Annotated in this window: 17 protein-coding genes; 7 read left to right on the forward strand and 10 right to left on the reverse strand. The window is 67.2% G+C overall.

From position 1 onward, the window contains the following. The first annotated feature begins 83 nt into the window (after positions 1–83). The gene (sepH, locus tag QU663_RS06280) at positions 84–1,343 is read left to right on the forward strand and encodes a septation protein SepH (RefSeq protein ID WP_021611297.1); all 1,260 of its coding nucleotides are present in this window, start codon (positions 84–86) and stop codon (positions 1,341–1,343) included. A gap of 11 nt (positions 1,344–1,354) precedes the next feature. Here the strand turns inward: sepH and QU663_RS06285 are convergent, their stop codons facing one another. Together QU663_RS06285 and QU663_RS06290 are read right to left on the reverse strand one after the other, a co-directional pair. Continuing rightward, complete coding sequence (locus QU663_RS06285) at positions 1,355–2,488, reverse strand: alkaline phosphatase family protein (RefSeq protein WP_304990522.1); 1,134 nt, start codon at positions 2,486–2,488, stop codon at positions 1,355–1,357. 7 nt (positions 2,489–2,495) lie between these two features. Further along, positions 2,496–3,032 (reverse strand): DUF5998 family protein, encoded by a 537-nt coding sequence (locus QU663_RS06290; protein WP_009058650.1) that lies wholly within the window; start codon positions 3,030–3,032, stop codon positions 2,496–2,498. Between the two features lie 67 nt (positions 3,033–3,099). Here QU663_RS06290 and QU663_RS06295 point away from each other — a divergent pair, with 67 nt between their 5' ends. Further along, positions 3,100–5,571, forward strand: a complete 2,472-nt coding sequence (locus QU663_RS06295) for a DNA topoisomerase (ATP-hydrolyzing) subunit A (protein ID WP_021612252.1) — start codon at positions 3,100–3,102, stop codon at positions 5,569–5,571. Between the two features lie 144 nt (positions 5,572–5,715). On the opposite strand, the gene QU663_RS06300 is transcribed toward QU663_RS06295, so the two are convergent. The 5 genes from QU663_RS06300 to QU663_RS06320 all read right to left on the reverse strand — a co-directional run bounded on the left by QU663_RS06300 (position 5,716) and on the right by QU663_RS06320 (position 12,631). Further along, positions 5,716–6,666, reverse strand: coding sequence for a PfkB family carbohydrate kinase (locus tag QU663_RS06300; protein ID WP_021612253.1), 951 nt, complete (start codon positions 6,664–6,666; stop codon positions 5,716–5,718). Beyond that, complete coding sequence (locus QU663_RS06305; protein ID WP_021612254.1) at positions 6,659–8,125, reverse strand: sugar porter family MFS transporter; 1,467 nt, start codon at positions 8,123–8,125, stop codon at positions 6,659–6,661. Before QU663_RS06305 ends, QU663_RS06300 begins: the two co-directional genes overlap by 8 nt. Before the next feature lie 220 nt (positions 8,126–8,345). Further along, the gene (locus QU663_RS06310; RefSeq protein ID WP_009058635.1) at positions 8,346–9,368 is read right to left on the reverse strand and encodes a GNAT family N-acetyltransferase; all 1,023 of its coding nucleotides are present in this window, start codon (positions 9,366–9,368) and stop codon (positions 8,346–8,348) included. 17 nt (positions 9,369–9,385) lie between these two features. Further along, positions 9,386–10,324 carry a GNAT family N-acetyltransferase gene (locus tag QU663_RS06315; RefSeq protein ID WP_021612255.1) on the reverse strand — a complete coding sequence of 313 codons (939 nt, stop codon included), beginning with the start codon at positions 10,322–10,324 and terminating at the stop codon, positions 9,386–9,388. A gap of 186 nt (positions 10,325–10,510) precedes the next feature. Next, positions 10,511–12,631 carry a type IIA DNA topoisomerase subunit B gene (locus QU663_RS06320; RefSeq protein WP_021612256.1) on the reverse strand — a complete coding sequence of 707 codons (2,121 nt, stop codon included), beginning with the start codon at positions 12,629–12,631 and terminating at the stop codon, positions 10,511–10,513. 258 nt (positions 12,632–12,889) lie between these two features. Between QU663_RS06320 and QU663_RS06325 the strand changes: the two genes are divergently transcribed. The 5 genes from QU663_RS06325 to QU663_RS06345 all read left to right on the forward strand — a co-directional run bounded on the left by QU663_RS06325 (position 12,890) and on the right by QU663_RS06345 (position 16,305). Then, on the forward strand, positions 12,890–13,105 hold the full coding sequence (locus tag QU663_RS06325) for a hypothetical protein (RefSeq protein ID WP_021612257.1): 216 nt from the start codon (positions 12,890–12,892) through the stop codon (positions 13,103–13,105). Between the two features lie 347 nt (positions 13,106–13,452). Further along, entirely contained in the window at positions 13,453–13,833 is a 381-nt protein-coding gene (locus tag QU663_RS06330; RefSeq protein WP_021612258.1) for a hypothetical protein, read from the forward strand. A 299-nt stretch (positions 13,834–14,132) separates the two neighbouring features. Continuing rightward, positions 14,133–15,416 (forward strand): C2 family cysteine protease, encoded by a 1,284-nt coding sequence (locus QU663_RS06335; RefSeq protein WP_021612260.1) that lies wholly within the window; start codon positions 14,133–14,135, stop codon positions 15,414–15,416. Continuing rightward, positions 15,413–15,976: a hypothetical protein gene (locus QU663_RS06340; protein ID WP_021612261.1), complete on the forward strand. Its 564-nt coding sequence runs from the start codon at positions 15,413–15,415 to the stop codon at positions 15,974–15,976. The genes QU663_RS06335 and QU663_RS06340 overlap by 4 nt, the downstream gene beginning before the upstream one ends. Continuing rightward, a complete protein-coding gene (locus tag QU663_RS06345) occupies positions 15,973–16,305 on the forward strand; it encodes a hypothetical protein (protein ID WP_021612262.1) in 333 nt (110 codons plus the stop codon). Before QU663_RS06340 ends, QU663_RS06345 begins: the two co-directional genes overlap by 4 nt. Before the next feature lie 113 nt (positions 16,306–16,418). Here QU663_RS06345 and QU663_RS06350 read toward each other — a convergent pair whose 3' ends face one another. The 3 genes from QU663_RS06350 to smc all read right to left on the reverse strand — a co-directional run bounded on the left by QU663_RS06350 (position 16,419) and on the right by smc (position 20,789). Continuing rightward, entirely contained in the window at positions 16,419–16,706 is a 288-nt protein-coding gene (locus QU663_RS06350) for a ribbon-helix-helix domain-containing protein (RefSeq protein WP_021612263.1), read from the reverse strand. After that, the gene (locus tag QU663_RS06355; RefSeq protein WP_034481697.1) at positions 16,703–16,987 is read right to left on the reverse strand and encodes a hypothetical protein; all 285 of its coding nucleotides are present in this window, start codon (positions 16,985–16,987) and stop codon (positions 16,703–16,705) included. Before QU663_RS06355 ends, QU663_RS06350 begins: the two co-directional genes overlap by 4 nt. A gap of 142 nt (positions 16,988–17,129) precedes the next feature. Beyond that, the gene (gene smc / locus QU663_RS06360; RefSeq protein ID WP_304990523.1) at positions 17,130–20,789 is read right to left on the reverse strand and encodes a chromosome segregation protein SMC; all 3,660 of its coding nucleotides are present in this window, start codon (positions 20,787–20,789) and stop codon (positions 17,130–17,132) included. Positions 20,790–20,797: the final 8 nt, after the last annotated feature.

Consider the following 20,797-nt stretch of genomic DNA (forward strand, 5'->3'; position numbering starts at 1 on the left):
TCGTATGTGTGACACGCGCACTGCTACGCGACATTGACAGCATAATTTGAGACGATTCCACCTAGACGTATGAGGAGGAAGTGATGATTGAGCTCGAATTGCTCGGGACCAGCGCCGACGGCGAATCCCTGGTGCTCACTGACGCCCAGGGTGAACGCTACTCTGTGTTGATCTCGGACGAGCTCCGTGGCGCGACGCGCCGCGACAAGCCCCGCGTTGAGGTCGCTCCGTCGCGCCCGACGCTGGCTCCTCGCGACATCCAGGCTTTGCTTCGCGCGGGCGCGACCCCGCAGGAGATCGCGACCGAGCATGGGATGGACGTGCGCGCTGTCGAGCGTTTCGAGGCCCCCGTGCAGGCGGAGAAGGACTATGCGCTCACGCGCGCACGCGCGGTGCGTATCGGGGAGGGTGGACCCACGATGGGCGACCTGGTCCTGGATCGTCTCGCGGCACGCGGCGTCGACCCCTCTTCTCTGGAGTGGGCGGCCACGCGCGAGGCCGGCGAGCCCTGGCAGATCATCGTGACCTTCGTGCAGGGCGCGGCCGAGCATGGCGCGCATTGGCACCTGTCGAATTCGGGCACCCTCGAGGCCATCGATCAGGAGGCGCAGTGGTTGACCGAGCAGATCTCGGCCTCTCCGACCGCCTCCATTTTTACTCCCCTCACGCGCCCCGCGCCCGCGCCTGATCCGGACGAGGAGGACCTGCGTACCCGCGAGGCTCTCGTCGATCAGCTCAATGCGGCGCGCGGTAAGCGCCAGCAGATCGAGATCGACCTGGGCGACGACGTGGACGAGGAGGCCGAGTACCTGGCGGCCATCGCCGAGGAAGAAGGGACACAGGACCCCGAGCCCGAGCCATCGACTGGCCCGATTTCGGCGCGAATCTACTCGCTGGCCTCCGCCCGCACCAAGGTTGATCCCGCCGAACAGGAGGATGTCCTCTTCTCGGCGGCTCCCGAACTGCCCGCCCCGCGCCCCACCATGACGGGGGCGATCCCGGTGACCCAGCGTGGGGCACGCGAGGGCGCCCAGACCTCGCCGCACGCTCTGCCGTGGCTCTCCGAGGCCCCCTCCCCCACAGAGGGAAACGACGCCTCGGGTCAGACGGACGAGCAGGAGACGCCCGCGATTCCGATGAAGGTCGTCACCCCCGATGGCGATGAGGCTGCTTCCGCCACGACCGGGGCCGTGCCCGCAACAACCGGTTCCGTGTCCACTGCGACGGGCTCGGTGCCCGCCCAGGGGCCGACGGGATCGCGCCTGGCGCGCAACGCGGCATCAAAGAAGGGCCGCCGTTCGGTGCCCAGCTGGGATGAGATTCTCTTCGGCTCGAAGCCGTAAATTAGCGCCCCCTAGGAGAGGGTGACGACGGGGATACGCATCTCTGTCGAGGTCACCGACCCGTGAATACCCGGCATCGCAATGGCCGACGCGCTCTGCGTGCGCGAATCGACGACGCCGCCGCGCCCGCGTGAGAGCACCAGCAGGTCCCCGATGATGGACGCGCCGCTGCCTTCACCGATGAGGGCGGGCATCTGGGAGCGCGACACGATCCACGCGCTCTCCCCCAGGGCCTCGCGCCAGCGTGCCTCCACTTCCGCGGCGCAACCCTCCTGCGCGTGCACGTGGGCCGCTCGCGTCTCTCCGGCCACGATCCTCACGCCCTCGCACAGGGCGGGCGTCGCGGCCACGTCGACGATCGAGTCGCGCTCCACGTTAATCATGCCGTGATCGGCCGTCAGAACCGTTCGCACGCCGCCAGGGAGGCCGCGCAGCAGGGTGGACAGGCCCGCGTCAAATTGCTCGACCTGCCCGATCCACGCGTCCGAGGCGACGCCGTGGGAGTGGCCGGAATGGTCGATCTCGGACCAGTAGAGGTAGACGACGGGCGTGCCCGCGCGCAGCTCGCGCAGGGCCGCGCTCACGCGCTGCTCGAGGGTGTCGGCGGGCACGTGGCGCGCGCCGCGCAGGGCCGCTCCGGTCAGCCCGGAGCCGGCGAAGCGCGCCGGGGAGACGACCGCGCAGTCCACGCCCTGGGCCCCGAGGCGCTCGAAGTACGTGGGCACCGGCTGCCACTGGGCGGGAGCCGGGCCGCCCTCCATGGCGAGCAGGTTCATGAGGCCGTCCCCGTACGCCACCGAGAAACCCACCATGTTGGTCGCGCCGGGGCGCGCGCCCGTCCCGAAGGCGGTGATCGCCGCCGAGGTCGTGGAGGGGACGATCGTGTGGATCGATCGGATGTCTGTGCGAACGGAGCGCAGCGTCGGCGTGTGGCCCAGGTGATCCATCATGAGCTCGTAGCCGAAGCCGTCAACGAGGATGAGCAGTATCTGCCCAGCCCCGGCCTCGATACCCAGCGCGCGGGCGGCCTTCGCTGATGCCCCGGGCAGGGTGGGATCGATGGCGGCCAGCGCGGCGGGGATGACGTCCGTGATCGTGGGGGCGGCCGCGCCCGGCAGGTCGGCGCCCGGCATGTCCAGTGTCATCGCGCGCTCACTCACCGTGGGTTCCCATCAGGCAGGCTAGGTGATCGACGAATTCGAGGGCCTCGTCCAGCGCGTCCCGCCCGTCGGCGGCCGCCGAAATGCGGAAGGTCAGGTCGTCCGGGTACGAGGTGCCCGTGTAGCCGTGGTCGGCCATGCAATTGGGGTCGTCGCAGCGGGCGGGTTCCATGTCGAGGCGGCGCGCGCCCTTCAGATCCAGCGCGATCGTCAATTCGGAGAGGCCGTCGGCGTGTTCGGGGTCGGAGAAGACTTCCATCGTGGAGTAGCCTGCGATGTCGGCCACGCGGTGCACGGCGGTCGCGATGTTGGCGGAGCCGCCGTCCAGTTCGTCGACGTGCAGCTGGACGATGGCTCGGCGCGTCAGGGAGACGACGGTGAGGTGACGGAAGACGGATCCTCGATCGAAGCCAGTATCGACCTGGCACAGCGTCGCCAGCGGTTCGACTTGCCCCAGGGCGCGGCGCAGCGCGCGCTCGACGGCCCTCGGGTAAAAGCCGCTTCGTTCAATACGGGTCCATGTGTCCATCCCCCAATTGTGCCCCGAAGCGGCGCGCCAGTCGAAATGAGCGCTCAGGCGCGCCATAATTGCCCGTATGGCTAAGAAGGACCAGGTCGTCGATATTCCCGAGAAGGATGAAAACATCTCCGAGATCGACGTATCGACAGAGATGCGTGGCTCCTTCCTGGAGTACGCCGTCTCCGTCATCTACGCTCGCGCACTGCCCGACGCGCGCGACGGCCTCAAGCCCGTCCAGCGCCGCATCCTGTTCCAGATGGATCAGATGGGCCTGCGCCCCGACAAGGGGCACGTGAAGTCCCAGCGCGTGGTCGGCGAGGTAATGGGTAAGCTTCACCCGCACGGCGATTCCGCGATTTACGAGGCCTTGGTGCGCCTCGCTCAGCCCTTTAATCTGCGGGTCCCCCTGGTCGACGGTCACGGTAACTTCGGTTCTCTGGATGATGGCCCGGCTGCCGCTCGTTACACGGAGGCGCGCATGGCGCCCGCCGCGCTGGACCTGGTGACGGGTTTGGACGAGGACACGGTGGACTTCGTCCCCAACTACGACAATCAGTTCATGCAGCCGGACGTCCTTCCGGCCGCGTTTCCGCAGCTGCTCGTCAACGGGGCCTCCGGCATCGCCGTGGGCATGGCGACGAACATCGCTCCGCATAATCTCTCGGAGACGATCGCGGGTGCCATTCACCTGCTGGATCACCCGTCGGCCACCGTCGCCGACCTCATGCGGTACATCCCGGGCCCTGACCTGCCCGAGGGCGGCGTCATCGTCGGCTTGGAGGGCATCAAGGAGGCCTACGAGAGCGGTCGCGGCGCGTTCAAGACGCGAGCGAAGGTCCAGATCGAGCGCGTGACGGCCCGCAAGATGGGCATCATCGTCACGCAGCTGCCCTACATGGTGGGCCCTGAGAAGGTCATCGAGAAGATCAAGGAGAACGCGAACGCGGGACGCCTGAAGGGCATTTCGTCGGTTCAGAACCTCACCGACCGCATCCACGGCCTGCGCCTGGTCATCGAGGTGAAGAACGGATTCAATCCCGAGGCTGTGCTCCAGCAGCTCTACCAGCGCACGCCGCTGGAGGATTCCTTCTCGATCAACGCTGTGGCCCTCGTGGGCGGCCAGCCGCGCACGCTGGGCCTGAAGGAGATGCTCCAGGTGTTCCTGGATCATCGCCTGGATGTGACGACGCGACGCAGCCGCTTCCGCCTGACAAAGTACGAGGATCGCCTGCACCTGGTCGAGGGTCTGCTCATCGCGATCCTGGACATCGACGACGTGATCGCGATCATTCGGTCCTCCGATGACGCGGAGATCGCGCGCGAGCGCCTGATGACGGCCTTCGATCTGTCCGAGGCCCAGGCGAATTACATCCTCGAGCTGCGTCTGCGCCGCCTCACGAAGTTCTCTCGTATCGAGCTGGAAACCGAGCGCGACGAGCTGATGGCCAAGATTGCGTCGCTGCGCGAGATCCTGGAGGACCCGGAGTTGCTGCGCGCGCTCGTGAAGAAGGAGCTGCGCGAGGTCTCGGATCGTCTGGGCACGCCGCGTCGCACGCTGCTCCTGGCTTCGACGGGCACGCCCGTGGGCGCCGCGGCCTCGGACGACGCTGCACTGGCGGCACTGCCGTCGGTGTCGCGTTCGGGCAAGGGTTTGGAGCTGCAGATCCCTGACGACCCGTGCGTCGTCGTCCTGTCGGCGTCGGGCGCTCTGGCTCGCGTCGAGGGCGGGGATCCGCTGGAGCCCGGTCCGCGTGCTGCCTCGGATGGCTGGCGCGCGCAGCTGTCGTCGACGGCCCGCTCGCAGGTGGCCGTGGTGACGGAGGACGGCATCGCGCGCCGCATCGACGTCGTGGATCTGCCGGCTCTCCCCCGCTTCGAGACGGGCCTGTCGCTGGCCGGGGCGATGCCCTCGTCGCTGCTGCTGCACACGGACGTTCCCGCCGTGGGCTTGCTGGATCCCGAGGGCGAGGCCGTGGTCGCGATGGGCACGGCACGAGGCACGGTCAAGCGCCTGCGCCCGGATGTGCTTCAGCGCGACGAGTGGGAGGTCATCGCCCTGGAGGACGGGGACCGTCTCGTGGGCTTCGATCAGTGCTCGGATGGGGCGGACCTGGTGTTCGTGTCCTCGGACGCGCAGCTGCTGCGCACCCCCGCTGCGAAGGTTCGCCCGCAGGGGCGCACGGCCGGCGGCATGGCGGGCATGAAACTGAACTCCGGCGCCGAGGCCCTGGGCTTCTGGGTGGTCGAGGCCCCCATCGACGCCATCGTCGTGACGGTGGCGGCGGCGCTGGGCGCGCTGCCGGGCACGGGCCAGACGACCGTGAAGGTCACGCCTTTCGAGTGCTATCCGGCGAAGGGCCGCGGCGGCCAGGGCGTGCGCTGCCAGCGCTTCCTGCGCGGCGAGGATCGCCTGGACATCGCGTGGGTGGGCACGAGGCCGGGGCGGGCCGCGTCGGCCGATGGTTCCCCCGTGGAGCTGCCCCAAGAGGACGAGCGCCGCGACGGCTCGGGCGTGCCGATCACCTTCGCGATCGCGTCGATCGGCTGAGGCTCCCCTGTCCTCGTGACGTGACGGTGGGGTGGCCGGGACTTCTCCCGGCCACCCCAGCGCTTTATCAGTTGTCATGCTGATGTGCGTGTGGGCCCGGCCGGTCGGCCGGGCCCACACCCGTTAGTTGAGGGATGCTCCTCGTCAGCCTCGCAGCGTCTTGTCTGCTGCCAGGATCTCGTTGACTTCCTCGCGCGTGGGCGAGTAGGCGCCCTGGTAGAGGATCGTGATGCCCGAGGTGATGATGCCGCGGTGGATGGCGGGCAGGATCTGATCCCACGAGGCCTCGCGCAGGCGCTGCTTCGCCTCGGCCGAGCCCAGGAGACCCGCGTCGACGAGGCCGGAGATCAGGCCGGCCATGAGCGAGTCGCCCGCACCCACGGTGTCCACCAGCTCGACGTCGAGGGGATCGACGACGAGCATGTCGCGCTCGGCGGCAGCCACAATGTAGACGCCCCAGGGGCCGCGCGTGCACAGGATCAGGGAGGGGCCGGACTGCAGCCACTCGTGCAGGACGTCCTCGACGGGACGATCCGGGTACAGCCACTTCAGGTCCTCGTCCGACGCCTTGACGACGTCCGCGAGGGCCACGATCGCCTCGACGTGCGGGCGGGCCTCGTCGGGCGTGCCCAGCAGGGCGGGACGGATGTTCGGATCGTAGGACACCGTGCCGCGGATGGCCTGGCGCTTGACGGCGGCCAGGACCTTCTCAGCTCCGGGTTCGACGACGACCACGTAGGATCCGGTGTGCACGTGTCCGACGGTGTCCGGGTCCTCGACGGCAGGAACGTCCCAGGACAGATCGAACTCGTAGGTGGCGTGGCCCTTCTCGTCGACGGCCGCGTGGGCGACCGTGGTGAATTCGGCGCCGTCGCTGCCGGGCGTCAGGGTGACACCGGCGGCTTCTGCGTGCGCGCGCACCTTGTCGCCGCGAGCGTCGCGGGCGAACCAGGTCGCCAGCTCGGACTCGTGACCCAGCCGGGTCAGGCCGGCTGCGACGTTGAGCATCGATCCCCCGACAACTTCGACGGGTTCACTGTTTGGGCGGGTGATCTCATCGATGAGAGCTTCCCCGATGTTCACGATTCTAGTCATTCGTCAACCCCAGTTTCTCTTCCATTTCTTCGAGCGGAATGCCTTTGGTTTCGGGCATCACCTTCAGGACCCAGAATAGCTGACCGACCATCGCGAGGAAGAAGATACCGAACGCGAAGCCGCCGCCGAGCTTATCCGTGAGGACCGGGAAGGCGTACGTGGTGATGAAGGCGAACACCCAGTGCGTGAGCGAGCCCAGCGACTGGCCACGCGCGCGCACGCGGTTCGGGAAGATCTCGGAGATGAAGACCCAGATGACCGATCCCTGACCGAAGGCGTGGGAGGCGATGAAGCCGAGCAGGCCGAGGAGAATGAGCCACACGGGGGCGGCGCTGCCTTCCTGGAAGACACCGCCCTCGTAGGCGAACATCATGCCGGCGAGGAAGCCGAGGGAGATCAGGTAGCCGATCGATCCGACGATCATGAGCTGGCGGCGGCCGAGCTTGTCGATAACGGTCAGGGCGGCCATGGTGGCGATCAGGTTCATGAGGCCGACGATGACGGAGCCGATGTAGGGGAAGGCGTCACCGAGCACCTCGGCGCCGCCGGCGAGCTTCATGACCTTGGGCGCGTAGTAGAGGATCGCGTTGATGCCAGAGAGCTGGTTGAACATCGCGATGCAGAAGGCCATGAGGATGACCTTGCGGTAGCGACGCGTGAAGAAGGCGACCTTGCCGCCCGCGGCGTCCTCGGCGATCTGCGCCTTCATCTCGGCGATCTGCTCGCTGCTTTCTTCCTGCGTAGAGGTGAGGCGCTCGGAAATCTTCACGGCGCGTTCCTCGTGCCCGTGGGCGAGCAGCCAACGCGGCGTCTCGGGGACGGTGGCCAGGAAGATCAGGAAGAAGACGGCGGGCACGGCCATGACGCCGAGCATCCAGCGCCACGCGGTGTCTTCGTGCGCAATTTCGCGGATGACCGCGTTGGAGGCGTAGGCCAGGAGGATACCGAAGACGATGTTGAACTGGACCAGGCCGACCAGACGTCCGCGCACGCGGGCGGGGGCGATTTCAGCGGTGTAAATGGGAGCGACCACGGAGGACAGGCCGACGCCGACGCCGCCCAGGAAGCGGAACACCATGAAGAAGGTGATCGGGAAGGCGGACGAGGCCGAGACCGTGCCGTCAGCAGCTGTCACCAGGGTGGGCACAGGCGCCAGGGCAGTGGCCAGCGCACCCACGCCGAAGAGGATGCCAATCCAGAAGAGGATGGGTTTACGGCCAAAGCGGTCGGCGAGTTTACCGGCGACGATGGCACCGCAGATCGTGCCGATGGTTGCGATGGCAACGATCATGCCCTCCCCCATGGAGGAGAGCGCGTAGAGCTTGGTGAGCTTTTCTTCCGCGCCGGAAATGACCGCTGTGTCAAAGCCGAAGAGCAGGCCGCCGAGAGAGGCAACGATAGCGCTTCGAATGACGAGAGGCGGAATGGATTTAGTTTGTGCTGACGACTTCGTAGTCATGCTGGCTCCGCACTGTGGAGATGGGGCGCGCGTGGCGCCGAGGACACTCACGGTCCCCCGCCGTGAGCCTAAATAATCAATTGGTCAGACAATTAGGACTTAGGGACCGATTCCCAAAAAAGCATTGAAAGAAAGGGACCTACACACACAAGAGCATAGAAAATGGAACAGATCACAACTCTGCGCTGATCACGCGTCATTCCACTATGCGAAACGATTGTCACACGTCGATGGCGTAGAGGCGCGTCTGCCCGACCGTACGGAACCCCAGGGAGTCGTAGACAGCCAACGCGCCCGTATGGTTGGCCGAACCGACGCCGGTGCCAGCCCGATCCATCCCGTCGCGCCTCTGCGCCCACATCGAGGCCAAAATCAACGCGTCAGCCACACGGGTCTCACGCCACGCCGACAGAACGCCCAGCTGATCGATGTAGCCTTCGCGCCATCCCAGCGCCGCCCAGTCCTGCTCGTAACGCGAGGCCAGGAGGAAGCCGGCAACGCGCGGGCGATCGCCGGTGCGATCCACGGCCAGGAACGACCACTCGGGAGCGAAGGCCGTGCGCCCCTGCATCCACTGCTCCTGGGTGAGCGGCGGGCGCCCCCATTCCGACTCGTTGAGGCGGTTCGCGGCGCGCAGGGCAGGCTCTTCCCACTGAGGCCCCCAGGCCTCGACGCTCATGTACGAGCCCAGGTCCGGCACCGGGGCCAGGCCATCGAGCGAGGCGCGCAGCTCATAGTAGGTGCGCGTCCACCGGAAGCCGTGCACCTTCAGCTGGGCCTCGAGGTCATCCTGGCCGGCCTCGACGTGGCAGGTAATCTGCGCGGGGCCCTCCCCCTCCACGCTCGCCAGCATCTGACGGGCCGTCCCCTCCTGCCAGTCGACGATCGCGCTACCCAGGCCGATGCGCCGGAAGTCGGGATCCACTCCCCCGATGCACACGCACTCAACCCGTCCCGGGAATCGCAGCACCACCTGCGCGAAGGCCACCAGGCGACCGGCGGCGATGCCCCGACGCGCGACCCCGACCAGGCCACGCCACTGGGAGGCACCCGAGAGCATCTCCTCTACCTCGTCCGCGCTGGTGCGGTACGGCGGATTATCGCGCGCCTCCATGCGCGCGAAGAGGGCCGCGAGGCCGACGTGATGGTCGGCGCGCAAAGGCTCCCACTCGATGCCGTGATGCTCGCCCGGGAAGGGAACGAACTCGGGGGCACCGGCTCTCTGCGCGAGAGGAATGCTCATGCTCGTCTCCTAGCGGACTACTGGTCGATCGTGTAATAAACCTCGGCGGCTTCGTCGACGAAGCCAAGGTGCTCGTAGATATTATGCGCGCCGTCGGGACTCGACATGTCAACATCAAGACCGATACGACTCACACCCGAGGCCGATGCAGCTGCGACCGCGTGCCCCACGAGGGCCGTCGCCACGGAACGGCCGCGGTGGGCCTCGGCAACGCCGAGGAGGTAGATGTAGGCCTCCGGTCGGCCCGTCGCGACCCAGCGCGCGGCGGGACGGCCCGTCATCGCGTAGCCGACCACCTCGCCCTCGGCGTCCACGGCCACGAAGGACCAGCGCGGGTCGAAGTGATTCATCGCGTCGTCCCACCACAGGGCGCGCAGCGGCGAACGGAACGACTGCTGGAAGGCCTCCATGTGGATGGCGCGGACCTGCGCCTGCGGAACCTGGTTCCACGGCAGGACACGGTATCCGTGGCGTGCGGGCACGGGCACCTCGCCGCCAGCCAGGTCACGGTACATGACCTGATACGTGCGCTTCGCGAAGAAGCCGGCCGCAATGTAGAGGCGACGACGATCGGTCATGTGCGCATCGACGAGGTTCGAGATCGACGCGGGCACCTCGGACTCGGCGCCGAAAGCTTCGACGAGCATCTGTCGGGCGCGACCGTCCTGCCAGTACAGGAGGGCCCGGCCCACGCCTCGGCCACGCCAGTGGGGGTGAATGAAGGCGCTGACGATTGCTGTCGCGGCCTCGTGGATGCCTCGCAGGACGCGCACGGACGCCACCGCGCAGATGTTTCGCTTCGCATCCAGGCCGACGATCGTGTCCACCCAGTCGCGGCCGTTCTCGCCTTCCATCATGTCCGCGATATCTTCCACGGAGGTACGGCGAATCGCCCGGTCATCGTCTTCGATGTGGCAGATGAGCGCGTACACCGCGGGCGCGTCGCGGCCGATCATGGGCCGCCAGCGCAACCCGAGGTGGTTGCCCGGGTACGGGACGGACCCGGGCGGCGTGAGTCGCTGCGCAAGTCCTGTCATGCGTCATATCCTAGCGGCTGATAGGGCCTTTAGTCACACTGACGATGGACATTTGTCCTTGCATTCTGAACACTTGTGCAGCCAGCGGGCGCTTGTCGCGCGATATTACGCGTCGATTCGCATGCGATCCAGGCCGGCGGATTCCTTGACAATGAATTCCTTACGGGGGCCGACGGTAGAACCCATGAGCAACTCGAACACGTCTTCGGCCTCGCGCAGAGCCCGCTCGTCGGCCAGCGTGATACGACGCAGGGAGCGGTGCGCCCGGTCCATCGTGGTCTCCGCGAGCTGGTCGGCGTCCATTTCGCCCAGGCCCTTGTAGCGTTGGATGGGTTCCTTCCAGGTGCGGCCCGAGCGGCGCAGTGCGGCGAGCTTACGGTGCAGCTCGTCCTCGGAGTAGGTGTAGATGTATTCGCGCTTCTTGCGCCCCTTGCCGGCGACCTCGATGCGGTGCAGGGGCGGCACGGCCGCGTAGATGCGGCCGGCTTCGACCATGGGGCGCATGTAGCGGAAGAACAGGGTGAGCAGCAGGGTGCGGATGTGCGCGCCGTCGACGTCGGCGTCGGTCATGAGAATGACCTTGCCGTAGCGAGCCTGGGACAGGTCGAAGGTGCGTCCCGAGCCCGCGCCGATCACCTGGATGATATTCGCGCATTCGGCGTTGGCGAGCATGTCCGCGGTCGAGGCCTTCTGCACGTTGAGGATCTTGCCTCGGATCGGGAACAGCGCCTGGTAGTGGGAGTTGCGGGCGGCCTTGGCCGTGCCCAGGGCGGAGTCGCCCTCGACGATGAACAGCTCGGTCTCCTCGACGTCCTCAAGGCGGCAGTCCGCGAGCTTGGCGGGCAGCGAGGAGGTTTCCAGCGCGTTCTTCTTGCGTGAGATCTCCTTGTGGATGCGCGCGGAGACGCGGGCCTTCATCTCGCCGACGACCTTCTCCATGAGGAGGGAGGTCTGCTGCTTGTCGTCGCGCTTGGAGGAGGCGAACTTCGCCTTGAGCCAGTCAGAGACCACTCGGTTGACGACGGCGCGAATCTGCGGCGTGCCCAGCGTTTCCTTCGTCTGCCCCTCGAACTGCGGCTCGGGGAAGCGCACGGTGATGACGGCGGTCATGCCGGCCTGCACGTCGTCCTTTTCGGGGCGCCCGTCCTTGGCGGCGACCTTGAGTTTGCGCGCGTTCTTGTCGATCGCCGCGCGCAGGATCTTCAGGACTGCCTGCTCGAAGCCCGCGACATGTGTGCCGCCCTTGGGGGTGGCGATGATGTTGACGAAGGAGCGGACGGTCGTGTCATAGCCGATGCCCCAGCGCAGCGCGATGTCGACCTCGCAGGTGCGCTCGACCTCGGTGGCGCGCAGGTGCCCGGTCTCGGAATCCAGGGCCTGCACGGTCTCGTTATAGGTGCCCTCACCCGTGATGTGCCATGTGTCGGTCACGGGGCCGTCGGAGGCCAGCCAGTTCGCGAAGTCGACGACGCCGCCATCGAAGCGGAAACTTTCGTGGAGCTCCTCGTCGCCGCGCTCGTCGTAGCAGTTGATGGTCAGGCCGGGCACGAGGAACGCGGTCTGGCGGGCGCGAGCCAGCAGGTCTTCCCACGAGAAGCCCTCGGTGGACGGGAAAATCTGGAAGTCGGCCCAGAATCGCACGCGCGTGCCGGTCTGCGACTTTTTGACCTTGCCGACGGTCCTGAGGGTGGAGCCGTCGATGAAAGGTGTGAAGGGCGAGTTGGGGGTGCGCTGTTTCGAGTCGTCGAACTGCCCGGGTTCTCCCCTGCGGAAGCACATTTCGTGGGTCTTTCCGCCGCGGTCGACCTGCACGTCGAGGCGGGCGGAGAGGGCGTTGACGACGGAGGCGCCGACGCCGTGCAGGCCGCCGGAGGCCGCATAGGAGCCGCCGCCGAACTTGCCGCCGGCGTGGAGCTTGGTGTAGACGACCTCAACGCCGGTCAGCCCCTGGCCGGGGACGATGTCGACGGGGATGCCTCGGCCATTGTCGGCGACGGATGCAGAGTGGTCGGGGTGCAGGCGCACGTCGATGGTGTCGCAGTGGCCTTCCAGGGCCTCGTCGACGGCGTTGTCGATGATCTCCCAGAGGCAGTGCATGAGGCCGCGGTGGTCGGTGGAGCCGATGTACATGCCGGGGCGCTTGCGCACGGCCTCGAGCCCCTCGAGGACGGAGAGGTGTCGCGCGTTGTAGTCGGATGCGTCGGTAGGAGTCACGTTGTGCATCATATGTGTCCCCGTGCTCGTTTGCGGCCACCGGTGCGCGTGGCGCTGGTTCTGGGACGCTTTCCACGATTGACGAGGCCGGGGCCGGATCGCGCTGGTGAGTAAGGTTTCTGGGGTCGGCGGGGGCCTGCTGGCAGGGGTGCCCACGCCTCCACCGCGCGGTTATGACGGCGTCGGCTCACACTTGTAGCGGAGGGGCGTTGATTGCGCCCCGGGTGAACAGGGGTGCGCGGGGGCGGTGCGATGGTGTGTGATGGACGCATGAACGCACAGACTCTTGAACGCCCCGTACTGGACGAGCCGCAGCTGAGCGCGGCGAATCGTTGCGACGCCTGCGGCGCTCGCGCCTGGGTTCGTGCGACCATGCCGTCGGGCGGCCAGCTGTACTTTTGCGGCCACCACGCGAACGAGCACCTGCCCTCCCTGGTGGGCGCCGGCGCGCAGATCCTGGACGAGCGTCATTTCATGAACGACTGATTGCATCGCACCCGCCTCGGCGGGACGCACGGCTTTGAGGCGCGGGCGGGGACCAACGGGTCCCCGCCCGCGTTTCGCAGTACAGTCAACCCCTACCTACCGAGCAATCACCGCAATCGCATTGCCCAACGAGTTTAGGGGGACTAAACTCATGTCATGACGCGGCCAATGCCATACCACAAGCTGAAGCGAGAGCTCCTCAAGGCAGGCTTCATCGCTTGCCCGGGAAAAGGGGATCACGAGGTCTGGTCGAATGACGGTATCAGGGTTGTCGTGACGCAAACCCGCGAGGTACCGCCCGCATTGACACGACAAGCCCTCGAGGCTATTGAGAGGAGCAAACAGCAATGACGAGCCTCGTCGTCACCGCTTCGCGGTGGCAAAGCAAGCTCGGTGGCGGTTGGGAGCTCCTCAACGGCGACCATGCCATGACGCAGGTCCGACGCCTTTCCGATGCTCGCCAGCAGGTGGTCGATTACCTCGACACAATTGATCCCGATGTCTCCCACGAGGATTGGGATATCACTATCGTTCCCGCAATTCCACAGGCACAGTCGGTCGAACAGGCAAAAGCTGCGACACGGGAAGCGATGGATGCCCAGGCAGCCGCTGCTGCTCAATCCCGCGAGGTCGCCCGGTCGCTGCGAGCCTCGGGCCTCTCCATCGATGACGCTGCCTGGATCATGGGCGTTTCCCGGTCCAGGATTTCTCAACTCGCGCGCGCTTAATACTCTTCCCACACGAGCATACACACACCTGTTGTCGGCCTCCGCCTACTCATGCGGCGGATCACACCAGGCCCGTGCGTGCGTCGTTGAGGGCTTTTTGATGCAACCGTTGCCCTGGCCGCCTGGTGGGGTTCGCATCCGATGGGCGATGTGCCCCGCCGAACCGCTGGGCAACGCGCGTGGCGACCGCAGTGCGCGCCGTCGCCCCGTCGTGGCTGCTCCGGCCTCGCACGCGCCGATGAGCCGTGCGTCTCTGCTACGGTTGACCACACAGTCAGCGGCGACGATGGGACCACCACGTGAGATTCTTCAGATACGCATCCTACTTCCCCGACTGCGACGGAGATCCCGCGGCGATATGGGAGTACTCCTGCACCCTGGAGGAGTGGCATGACGCTCTTCTTGAGGCGCGCGACGACTTCTGGGCCGCGCGTCGCTCCTACCCGGAGTGGGAGGGCCTCTCGAAAAATGCCTTTGTTGCCCAGAGCCTGACAGAATACAGACTTCTCGACGTCCTCGAGGAGGGCTCCGCCAAGGCCGTCGGCGCCGTGCGTGACTACCACGACGCGCTGGGCGTTCGCCTGAGGGTCATCCGCTCAATCCGTTCCGACGCGGAAAACCTCGACAGAATCTACGACTCGCTTACCTGGGGACAGGTGTTCAACGGCGGGGATGCCCACCTCGAGGCTCAATTCAAGAGCTTGAAGGACTACTACGCAAGGCAGCTCAGCACACTCGAGGAGGACCGAGCGAAGTGCGCGGCGGTCCTGCGAGAGGCTCTGCGCATCGAGCCCTTCGTGCCCGGCGACAATGTCCCACTCTCTGAGAAGAAGGCTCTCAGGCAGGAACAACTCGACGCGCTCGCCGCCATCATCGAGAGCGACGACGACTACGATTTCTCGCTCACGCAGGGGGACATCGGGGACTGCTATTTCCTCTCCTCCGTCCTCGCCCTGGCCCAGAGCAAGTCGGGCAGGGATCACCTTCGATCCCTCATCAAGGTACACCGCAACTCCTCGGGACAGGTCGACGGCTTCTACGTGACCCTCCCCGCGGCTCCGGGCGACCCCAATCCCTTCGGCACCGACACCGTCTTCGTGAGCGACGTGTACGCGCGGGGAACATCGAACGGCTCCCCGGGCATCGATTCGATCCTGGAATCCGCCTTCGCGCAGGGCTACACCGGCGGCATCAACCAGTGGTACAAGGGAGGCGCACAGGCCGGACTCAGCGCGCAGGCACTCTACGCGCTGACGGGGCACGCCCACGTCCCAACCCCCACAGTGATGACCTCCCCCGCAAACATTCAACAGGCTTACGCGGCCGAGCGTCCCATCACAGCCGAGACTTTTCTCGCATCCGAGGCAACGGTCTTGGTCGACGGACAAGAACAAACAATCAGGATCTCCGGCTTCCACGCCTACGCGGTCACGGGCGCCGATGAGAACGGCGTCTACATCACGAATCCGTGGGGCTTCAATAAGCGCGCGGACTCCACCGGCAACACGAGCGGGCAGTTCTACATGACCTACGAGCAGTTCAACAAGCACTTCCTCTCCTACACGATCGGATCGTCCTCATGACAGTGCGTGCCAGATACGTCGTCGCCGCTCTTCTCGCCTCAGCCTGCGCCCTTGTCGGACTGGACTACGCGAGCATCACCTACGCGAGCGACCGCATCGAAGACCTCGACGCGGCGTGCCCGGGCGGCATCGTCGTCGCGACGGGAGGAGGCAAAGACCGGATCGAGCTCGGCGCCAACGCAGACCACGACTTCGTCTACTCAGACACCCGCCAGATTGGGATCACCGCCGGGCGCCAACACGCGCTGATCTCAGCCAGTGTCAGGGGCGCCCCCGGCAAACCTCTGCCGCCTCTCCTGCACGTCGGCGACACGCAGGTCGAACCCGGAGTCGGGACCTTCACGTTCCTGGCCGCCCACCCGTCCGGGTACGTCACGGGGCCGCGCGAATCATGGGCACAGTTCTGCTTCGAACCCGATCCCACCTTCGAACTGGCACCGCTGCGATACCCCACCTCGGACCCCCGGCACGACCCGGAGTGCGGCTACAGCTGGGTCACCGCCCCCGAGTGTCTATCGATCAGGCCGACCCCCACCCCTTTCGACACGGAGCAATCATGAGTCTATTTCGAGTTGACCCCGAGCGCATCAAGACGCTGCAAGGGAGAATCGCCGACATCCGCACGTCGCTCGAGACTCATCCCGTCCCCTCCCCTCCCGCTGACGCGGTTTTTTCCTCCCCGGCTATTCTCTCCGCGCTGGGTGAGTTCCGTGAGGCTGCGCGCCAGCGCCTTCAGGACTCGCGCCTGTACTGCGAGGAAACGGAACAGGCCCTCTCCTCGTTAGCGAGCGGTTCCAGCGCGGACGATCAGGCCGCAGCGTCCGCGCTCAACGCGCACAGTTTCGACAAGTTCCAGCGAGGCCGCGGGCAGGATATCGGCCGGGTCTAGTTGGGCGGAAGCTCGCTGTCACTGGCCCGAGTGCGGGGATCACGCCACGCGCATAGAAGCGGCGGCGACGGTGCGGGTCTCCTGGGCACTGCTTTGAGGAGATCCGCACTGCTTTATGCCTTTAGAGCCAGCAGGCCGTCAGATATGAAACGACGAATGAGTTCACTGCGAGTTTGTCCGAGCTCCCCTGCCGCCTCGTCGAGCTCGCGGACTAAGGATTCGGGCAGGCGTGTGCCGACCGGCATTGTGTCCTCGCCGAAGAGCTGCGGACGCCCTGGCAGAACCTTCCACGCTCCGTCGCATTCGCCCGCTTCAAAGCGCTGCGCATCTGCTTCAAGATCGGCGTCGGTAACGGTGATTCCTCCCGCAAAACGGTAGGTTCCCTGTTGTTTCTTGCTCATTGCTCTCTCCTCACAGGTCCAAATATTTCGGTCATCGTTTCCTTTGAAGGTGGAGTCATCGCGTGATAGATGAGAATGCTGCCGTCTTCCTGGAGCGCGGCAAGGAGTTCGAGCAGTCTCCCGTTCCTGTCGTATCCCAACGCTGCGTATGCGGGCCAGTACGGAGAGTCCACGCGTTCGGCACACTCGACTGCATACACCCAGGCGTGAATCGCATCTTCCTCCTCGATCTCAGGATGGCGCGCACTCACTCGTGGATGCACAACAACCGGTACGTCCATCGGCGCCTCACCTCCCCCTCGCCCATGCCAGGAATTTCGTTAACAAAATTCTAACGCTGTCCTCACGGGTCCGCTGATCAATGCAATTGATGGGCAACGAAAGCGTTGAACCGCGACCTTCTCCGCGAGTTGCACCCCTCCCCTAGTCCGCCAAGCGCTGGGAGACCACCGTCGTGACGCCGTCGCGCATCGTGACGCCGTACAGCGCGTCCGCGATCTCCATCGTGCGCTTCTGGTGCGTGATCACGATGAGCTGTGAGGTCTCCTGCAGCTCCTTGAAGATCGCGAGCAGGCGCGTCAGGTTCACGTCGTCCAGGGCGGCCTCGACCTCGTCCATGACGTAGAACGGGGAGGGTCGCGCCTTGAAGATCGCGACCAGGAACGCGATCGCGGCCAGGGAACGTTCGCCGCCCGACAGGAGCGAGAGACGCTTGACTTTCTTGCCCGCCGGCCGCGCCTCGATCTCGATGCCGGTGGCAAGCATGTCCTCCGGGTCTGTGAGCACCAGGTCGCCCGCCCCGCCCGGGAACAGCACGCCGAACACGTGCTCGAACTGCTCGCGCGTCTCAGCGAACGCGGAGGCGAAGGCCTCCTCCACCAGGCGGTCCACGTCCGTCACGATGCGCAGCAGGTCCGCCTTCGACTGCTTCAAGTCCTGCACCTGATCCACGAGGAACTTGTGCCGGGATGCCAGCGCCTCATGTTCCTCGAGCGCCAGGGGGTTGACGCGCCCGAGCTTCTCAAGGTCCTTCTGGGCCTTGGCGAGGGCGCGCTCCTGCTCGGCACGCACGTACGCGCTCGGCTCGGCTCCCGCGACCTTCTCGACGTCGTCGGGGTCGAGGGGCAGCATCGGCACAGGCGTCTGCGGGCCGAACTCGGCGAGCAGCTGCTCGGGTTCGAGGGAGAGCTCCTCCAGGGCGCGCCGCTGCAGGTCTTCGACGCGCAGGCGCGTCTGCTCGGCGGCGATCTGCCCCTGGTGGGCCGAGGCCGTGGCCTCCGACAGCTCGGCGCCCAGCCGATCCAGGGCGCGGCGCGCATCGCTGACCTCCTGGGACACCTGGGAGCGCCGCTCGCTCAAGCGGTCACGCTCGGAGGCGGCCCGGGACAGGGCGCGTTCGGCGGCTTCCAGCGCTATTCTCGCGGCGGACTCCACGTCCGAGGCCGTGGCCAGTTCCGTCTGCCTCGCTGCCTCGCGCCTCGCGTAGCGGGCGCGCTCCTCGCGCTGGGCCGCGGCCCCCTGGCGCAGGGAGCGGGCGCGCGCGGCGGCGCGCCGCGATTGTTCTTCGAGGGTGCGCAAGCTAAGGCGAGCCTCGTTCTCAGCCTCGCGGGCCTCGCGCGCGGCGCGGGAGGCGGCGTCGGCGCGGGCCTGGGCGTCCTCCAGTGATTCGGGCGGGCCAACCGAGTCTGCTCCTTCCAGGCGAGCCTTGGCCGCCACGTCCTGTTCTTTCGCCCACTCCACCTGTTCGTCGGCGCGGCGGGCCACGTCGTGGGCGCGCTCGGCCTCGGCGTTGGCGGCCTGCGCGGCCGACTGCGCGCGCGCCAGTTCCTGCGCCTCCTTCGCGCGCTGGGCGTCTTCCTCGCGCAGGGCCTTCAGGGCGTCGTTCGCCTCGCGAATGCGCCGGTCCAGGTGGGCGTTCGCCTCACTGAGCTGCTCGGACACCTCGGCCATGCGGGCCTGGGCGGCCTCAGTCTGCGTAGACGCCTCCTCGTAGTCGGCGCGAACGGACAGCACGGAGGACGCCTGGTGGCCTCCCTCGACCGACCACGCGCGCAGCACGTCGCCGCCGGGCGTGACGACGGCGCGCACACCGGGCACTCCCAGCACCGACGGCGCCTCGTGCGCTGAGCAGACGACGACCCCATCAAGCAGAGACGTGAGGGGCGCGGCGCCTCCCTCGCAGGCGACGACCGATCCCAGCCACGTGGCCCCCTCGGGCAAGTCGCCGACGTCTGCGGGCACCGCACCCTCGCCCGCGCGTTCAGGGGACGAGGCCCGGGTGTCCGCTGGCTCGTCCGCGTCGCTTTCGGGCGCCGGGGGTGCGACGACGAGCCGCAGCGAGCGCCCGGCTGCGCGGGCGACGTCCAGCTCGTGCAGGCCTCGGGCAAGCGAATCGACGACGACTGCGTCGGCGAAGGGGGCCAGGGCGCTGGCGACCGCATCCTCGTAGCCGGGGGCCACACGTAGCTGCGGCGCCACCTGCCCGAGGACGCCGGGGCGACCCAGCAGCTCGGCGGTGCCGTCCTCGGGGGTCAGCAGCTGGGAGAGCGCGTCGCGTCGTGCCTCCCATCGGGCACGGTCGGCGCGGGCCTCGCGTTCGACGCCGAGCAGCTCGTCCACGCGCGCGCGAGCGGCGTCACGACGGGCCGATGCCTCGGCGTGTGCGCGGGCGGCTCCGCCGCCAGTTTCCGGCCCATCAGCAGCTTTATCGAACGCACTGTCAGACTGCGCCTTCCCGGAAGAGGACACCACGGCCTCGTCCGCAGAGACGGACAAACGACCGGTGGCGGGCACAGCCGCAGCCGCCACCTCGGCACGCTCCTGAGCCGCGCGGTATGCGCCCCACGCGCGCTCTGCCTCGGCGCGGGCGGCCTCCAGGCGTGAGGCTGCCGTGGTGGCGTCACCCGTGAGACGGGCGACCTTCTCCCGATGGTCGGCGATGACACGGTTGACGCGGGCGAGCTCACGGGAGGCTGATTCGTCGGCGTCTTCTGCTGCCTCGCGCGCGCGAGTCGCGGACGTCAGGGCAGAGCGCGCCTCCTCGACCTGAGCGGCCAGGGCGGCGTCCTCGGCGCCGGCGACGCGGGCGCGCTCGTCAAGCACGTCGGGATCCTCGCCGCCCGGGGGCAGCTCGGGAGTGGCACGCAGGGAGACCTTTTGCGTCGCGGCCATCAGCGTGCCGCGCAGGCGCTCGGTGATCGTGGTCAGCGACTGCCAGTCGGCAGACGCCTGATCGAGCGCCGGCGAGGACGCGCGCTCAGCGCCCTCCAGACGCGCAAGCTCGGCGCGCGCGGCGGCTATCTGCTCCTCGAGCGACGCGCGGCGCTCGGCCGCCGACTCGTCCGATGCCTCGAGCACCGACAGCTTGGAAAGCGCAGACGCCAGATCGTCCGCGAGCAGGCGGGCCTTCGCGTCGCGCACGCGCGCCTGAATGAGGGAGGCGCGCCTGGCAACGCGCGCCTGGCGGGCCAGGGGCCCCAGCTGGCGGTGAATCTCGTTCGTCAGGTCCAGGACGCGCACAAGGTTCGCGTCCATGTCCGACAGCTTCTTGAGCGCTCGTTCCTTGCGGCGCCGATGCTTGAGGACGCCCGCGGCCTCTTCGATGAAACCGCGGCGCTCCTCGGGGGTGGAGGACAGGATCGCGTCGAGCTGGCCCTGGCCGACGATCACGTGCATCTGGCGGCCCATACCCGTATCCGACAGGAGCTCCTGGACGTCCAGGAGACGCACGGGCGAACCGTTGATGGAGTACTCCGAGCCGCCCCCGCGGAACAGGGTGCGGCTGATCGTGACCTCCGAGTACTCAATGTCGAGCAGCCCGTCGGTGTTGTCGATCGTCAGGTCCACCTGGGCGCGCCCCAACGCCGCGCGCCCAGATGTCCCCGCGAAGATAACGTCCGCCATGTTCGAGCCGCGCAGCGCGCGTGCCCCCTGCTCGCCCATCACCCAGGCGAGAGCGTCGACGACGTTCGATTTACCCGACCCGTTGGGGCCGACGACGCACGTGATGCCCGGCTCGAGGGCAAGCGTGGTCGCACTGGCGAAGGACTTAAAGCCCCGCAGCGTCAGGTTCTTGAGGTGCACCCTTGCAG

This window comes from Schaalia sp. HMT-172 (assembly GCF_030644365.1).
Lineage (GTDB): Bacteria > Actinomycetota > Actinomycetes > Actinomycetales > Actinomycetaceae > Pauljensenia.